5 protein-coding genes and 1 pseudogene are annotated in these 4,625 nt (G+C 32.5%); 1 reads left to right on the top strand and 5 read right to left on the bottom strand.

All coding sequences use genetic code 11. The features are described from left to right. Positions 1–753: pseudogene (locus tag L6Q46_RS06640) on the bottom strand (RNA methyltransferase); the annotation flags it as partial. A gap of 73 nt (positions 754–826) precedes the next feature. Then, positions 827–1,990 (bottom strand): hypothetical protein, encoded by a 1,164-nt coding sequence (locus L6Q46_RS06635; protein ID WP_291283655.1) that lies wholly within the window; start codon positions 1,988–1,990, stop codon positions 827–829. 157 nt (positions 1,991–2,147) lie between these two features. Between L6Q46_RS06635 and L6Q46_RS06630 the strand changes: the two genes are divergently transcribed. Then, the gene (locus tag L6Q46_RS06630; RefSeq protein ID WP_291283654.1) at positions 2,148–3,170 is read left to right on the top strand and encodes an oxidoreductase; all 1,023 of its coding nucleotides are present in this window, start codon (positions 2,148–2,150) and stop codon (positions 3,168–3,170) included. A 43-nt stretch (positions 3,171–3,213) separates the two neighbouring features. On the opposite strand, the gene L6Q46_RS06625 is transcribed toward L6Q46_RS06630, so the two are convergent. The 3 genes from L6Q46_RS06625 to L6Q46_RS06615 all read right to left on the bottom strand — a co-directional run. Continuing rightward, positions 3,214–3,663 (bottom strand): sensor of ECF-type sigma factor, encoded by a 450-nt coding sequence (locus tag L6Q46_RS06625; RefSeq protein ID WP_291283653.1) that lies wholly within the window; start codon positions 3,661–3,663, stop codon positions 3,214–3,216. A 12-nt stretch (positions 3,664–3,675) separates the two neighbouring features. Beyond that, positions 3,676–4,098 carry a hypothetical protein gene (locus tag L6Q46_RS06620; protein ID WP_291283652.1) on the bottom strand — a complete coding sequence of 141 codons (423 nt, stop codon included), beginning with the start codon at positions 4,096–4,098 and terminating at the stop codon, positions 3,676–3,678. Between the two features lie 30 nt (positions 4,099–4,128). Further along, positions 4,129–4,625: RNA polymerase sigma factor (locus L6Q46_RS06615; RefSeq protein ID WP_291283651.1), on the bottom strand; the 497-nt coding region annotated here is incomplete at its 5' end.

The raw sequence follows: 4,625 nt of genomic DNA, 5'->3' as shown, positions 1-4,625 counted from the left end.
TTGCCCTTTGTTTTCCATTAAAGAAGCCAAATGCAAGGTTTTTCCACCCGCACCAGCACAAGTATCCACTACACGCATTCCTGGCTGAACATCTAAGAAATAAGCCACTAATTGAGAAGAAGCATCTTGTACTTCAAACAAACCATCTTTAAAAGCATCTGTTAAAAAAACATTAGCTCTTTCTGTCAAAATTAATGCATCTGGATAATCTTTGTGAAACTCGGTTTCAATATTCAAATCCATTAAGATAGCTCTTAATTTTTCCTTGGTTGTTTTAAGGCGATTTACCCTTAAAATTACTTTCGCTTGTTCGTTTTGAGCAGCTAATTCTTTTGTCCAAGTTTCCTCACCTAATTCCTTAACACCCAATTCGTCCATCCAATCTGGAATAGATTCTCTGAATTTTCTTGTTTTAGTTAATTCATCAAATTTTCCTTTGATTCTTCTAACTGGTGTATCTTCAAAATATTTCCAATCGGGTAGGGTATAACCTCTTAATATTGCCCATACGGCAAATATTCTCCAAATTTTATCTCTATCAAAAGGTTCTTTTACTTCTGCAATTTCGGTGTATAAACGTTTCCATCTTACGATTTCGTAAATGGTTTCTGCTACGAATTTTCTATCGTGACTTCCCCAACGTTTGTCTTTTTTTAAAGCTCTAGCAACAACTTTATCAGCGTATTCACCTTCGTTAAAAATCGCCATAAGCGAATCGATTGTTGTGAATACTAAATTTCTGTGTAATCTCATTTTTTATTTTAAATCAGCCTGCAAAGATACGAATAAAAATAAAAAAAGCTGCCAAATTTGACAGCTTTAATATTTATCCTCTTCCGCTTCCTCTTCCTTCGGAACCTCTTGAGTTTGAATTGCCTCGTGGAGCACTATTTCTAGGTTGTGAGTTACCTCTTGAAGAACCTCCTCTGTATTCTGAATTCCCTCTGTTTCCTGAACTTGAAATTGTTCCTCTTTCTTTAGAAGAATTACCTCTGTTTTCAGTATATTCTCTTCCACCATTTGATCTTGGACCTTCGTTTCTTCCTCTATTTTCAGTAGTAACTCTTGGAGAATTCCCTCTGTTTTCAGTTACAACTCTTGTACCAGAATTTCCTCTTGTTCCGTTATTTCTTGGAGTACTTGTTTCGGTTCTAGTTCTTGGCGTAGTTCCGTTAAATTCTCTTGTTTCACGATTTCCTCTTGGTGAGTTTGAAGTTAATTCACCTCTATTTCTCGGAGAATTGATGTTTCTTCTTGAATCTAATTCATATCGGTTTGAATATCCTGAATTTCTATGTGCAAATGAACGATTTGGATATCTTCTTTCATAACCATTTCCTCTTCTACCATAATAGTTGTTATAAACTGAAGCACATCTTCTGTGTGAAACATAATGATAACTGTGACCAAAATTAATATGAACATGAATGTGATTTCTGTATCTAAAAATTGGGAACGGATTCCAGTAATAGTAGTAACTTGGATAATAACCCCAATACCATGATGAATAATACGGACGATAGTTTCCTACCCAAAATGTATTATAAATTACCGGAGTATGAACATAAACGGGCTCATAAATATAATTTGCACCATACATATAAACATCACCAACAACCTGAACTTGAACTCGGTTATTGCTATCGCGTTCTACTTCAATTGTAGCTACATCTTGAAAAACATCTTTTTCTAAAACTGCTTGCACTACAACTAAATGCACATTGCCTTCAACCGTTTCAATAACTCTTAAATAATCGACATAATTATCGTTATTCAAATCTAAGTTTGAAATTTGAGTTTTAGGATCATTCAATCTTCTTTCAAAATCTTCTAAGTCTTTTGCATCACCAAAAACAGTCGCAACCGCTCTTAAATCTAAGTTGTCGCTGATATCCGAATTTTTTGCTGTAACCGTAGTTTTTTCTTGTGCAAAAAGTGAACCTATCGTCAATGATGCCAGTAAGCTCAGGTGTATCAATTTCGTTTTCATAATATATTCGTTTAAGGGTTCTTATTTCTATTTTTAAGTTAACCAATTACTGTGCCAAAGTTTTTTAATATTAATTAATGTTTTGATAATCAAATGTTTGTAAAATATATTTTTGCTTTGAAACATTTCCACTATATTTGAAAATAAAACCTATCCAATGAAGAAAATAGTTGCATTTCTGTTATTCATAAGTATTTCAGTAGTAGCTCAAAGCGTAAAATTTAAATCGGAAGTAATTCTCGAAACAAAATTGAGTTGCAGAGCCATTTTTGTTGACGAAGAAAAAGTATGGATGGGAATGGATAAAGGTCGTTACGGATTTTACGATAAGAAAAAAGATACTACCATTTTAAAAGAAATTCAATCCGTTGCCAGAACTACCGAATTTAGAAGCATTGCAGGAACCAAAGAAGCTATTTTCATTCTAGCTGTTGGAAATCCAGCGATGTTGATTCGTATTGACAAGAAAACGTTGGAAGAAACTGTTGTTTATAAAGAAGAACACGAAAAAGTGTTTTATGATAGTATGCAATTTGTGGATGATTTAAACGGATTTGCCATGGGTGACCCAATTGAAAACTGTTTAGCTTTTATAAAAACTAGTGATGGAGGCAAAACGTGGCAAAAAGTAAATTGCGATGTTTTACCAAAAGTTGCCGAAGGTGAAGCCGCTTTTGCAACTAGTAACACGAATTTGACTATAAAAGGGAAATCGATTTTTATGGTTTCTGGTGGAAAGAAATCGAGAGTTTTTGTTTCTAAGGATTTTGGAGCTACTTGGAAAGTTTATGAAACGCCAATTGTTCAAGGCGAAACTATGACAGGAATTTTTACAGCTGATTTTTACAATGAAAAAATAGGAATTATTGCAGGTGGAAATTACGAAAAACAAAACCAAAATTGGGCAAATAAAGCCATCACAAAAAACGGTGGAAAAACTTGGAAACTAATCGCCGAAAGAGAAGCTTTTGGATATGCTTCATGTGTACAATTTATTCCAAATAGCAAAGGAAAACAGTTAATTTCTGTTGGTGGAACTGGAATGTTTTACTCGGCTGATTTTGGTAAAACTTGGACAAAATTCTCTGATGATAAAGATTTTTATACTTTCCGATTCGAATCAGAGAAAGTCTTTTATGCCACTGGAAGAAATAAGTTGGTTCGATTTGAAATCCAATAAAAAAAAGCGCTCAACTTATGTTGAACGCTTTTAAGATTTATAACTAACCTCTTCTTTTTTCGCGCATTTGTTTTAATAATTCTCTATTAAAATCTTCTTCGGCTTTTTTAAGTTTGATGATTTTTTTGGCACTAATTACGCCTTGTAAATCTTTGATGAATTTCTTTTTTAAATTGAATAAATCTTCTTCAATTTTTTCCATTTGTGCTAATGAATTAGAAGCATCTTTTTCGCTTAATTTTTCAACATTTCCAGGTTTGAATCGGTCTAAAATGCTTCTCATTTTTTCATGACGTAGTTCTGCTTGATTTTCATCGAATGCATTATAAATAGGCCAAAATTTTTGAGCTTCATCTGTAGTTAATTCTAATTGCTCTGTAATGTAAGCCACTTTTAGTGCTTTTACTTTTTCTCTTTTTTCTTTAAAACCTTGAGAAAAAGATAACGATGTAACTAAAAGAAATATAATTGGAAGTATGATTTTCGTTTTCATAATGGGTAAATTTTATTCGTTAATGTAATATTCTAAGTTTTCCGATTCGGAAAGATAATCTTCAACAGCATCAGGGTTTGATTCGTTTAAAGATAAATTATTTTCTATTGCTGTAATATCTTCATCGGTTAAGTGTTTCGATAATTCGGTGATGCCAATTCCTTGTTGTTGAGATAAATAACTTTCAATGGTTGAAGCATCAAGCGAACTTTCCTTAGCCATATTGAAATAAACTGGAATTGCAATTGCGATTAAAAAAACAGCAGCAATAGCACTTATCCAAACTTGTTTTCTGTAGAATAAGGAAACTACTTTCGTTTCTTTTTCTACTGGAATCTGCGCCATCATTTTAGCTTCGAATTGCTCAAAGTAATTGTCTGGAACTTTAAATCCTGATTTTATTTCGTTTTTATTTTCTAAGTCAAAAGGTTTCATATTTATTGGACAAAAATTTTGTGTAAAGGTTTAATTCGTATGTAAAAATTCTTCAATTTTCTTTGCGGCTATGTGGTAACTCGCTTTTAAAGCACCCACTGAAGTTTCTAAAATTTCCGACATTTCTTCGTATTTTAATTCTTCAAAATAGCGCATTTTAAAGACTAATTGTTGTTTATCAGGTAATTTTGCAATTGCCTTTTGTAATTTTAATTGGATGTCATCTCCATCAAAAAAAACATCACTTTCTAATTTATTAATGGCTTTTTGTTGCGCTTCTTCACTTGAAATACCTTGTTTTTTAGCTCGTTGTTGTATGAAAGTTATAGCTTCATTCGTAGCAATTCGGTACATCCAAGAATACAATTTACTATCGCCTTTAAAATTTTTTAGATTACCAAATACTTTTATAAACGTATTTTGAAGTACATCATCAGCATCATCATGGTTTAAAACCATGTTTCTAATATGATAATACAAAGGTTTTTGATACAATTGCAAGAGCTTTCGAAACGCTTCATTTTGCG

It is taken from the genome of Flavobacterium sp. (genome assembly GCF_023151265.1).
In the GTDB taxonomy this organism is placed as follows: domain Bacteria; phylum Bacteroidota; class Bacteroidia; order Flavobacteriales; family Flavobacteriaceae; genus Flavobacterium.
The sequence above is the reverse complement of the archived record's forward strand: the minus strand, read 5'-3'. Positions and strand labels throughout refer to the sequence as shown.

What these genes read in the sequence shown, in the direction of transcription:
- L6Q46_RS06635 (WP_291283655.1), bottom strand. Translation starts at nt 1,990, where the DNA reads ATGAAAACGAAATTGATACACCTGAGCTTACTGGCATCATTGACGATA.
- L6Q46_RS06630 (WP_291283654.1), top strand. Translation starts at nt 2,148, where the DNA reads ATGAAGAAAATAGTTGCATTTCTGTTATTCATAAGTATTTCAGTAGTA.
- L6Q46_RS06625 (WP_291283653.1), bottom strand. Translation starts at nt 3,663, where the DNA reads ATGAAAACGAAAATCATACTTCCAATTATATTTCTTTTAGTTACATCG.
- L6Q46_RS06620 (WP_291283652.1), bottom strand. Translation starts at nt 4,098, where the DNA reads ATGAAACCTTTTGACTTAGAAAATAAAAACGAAATAAAATCAGGATTT.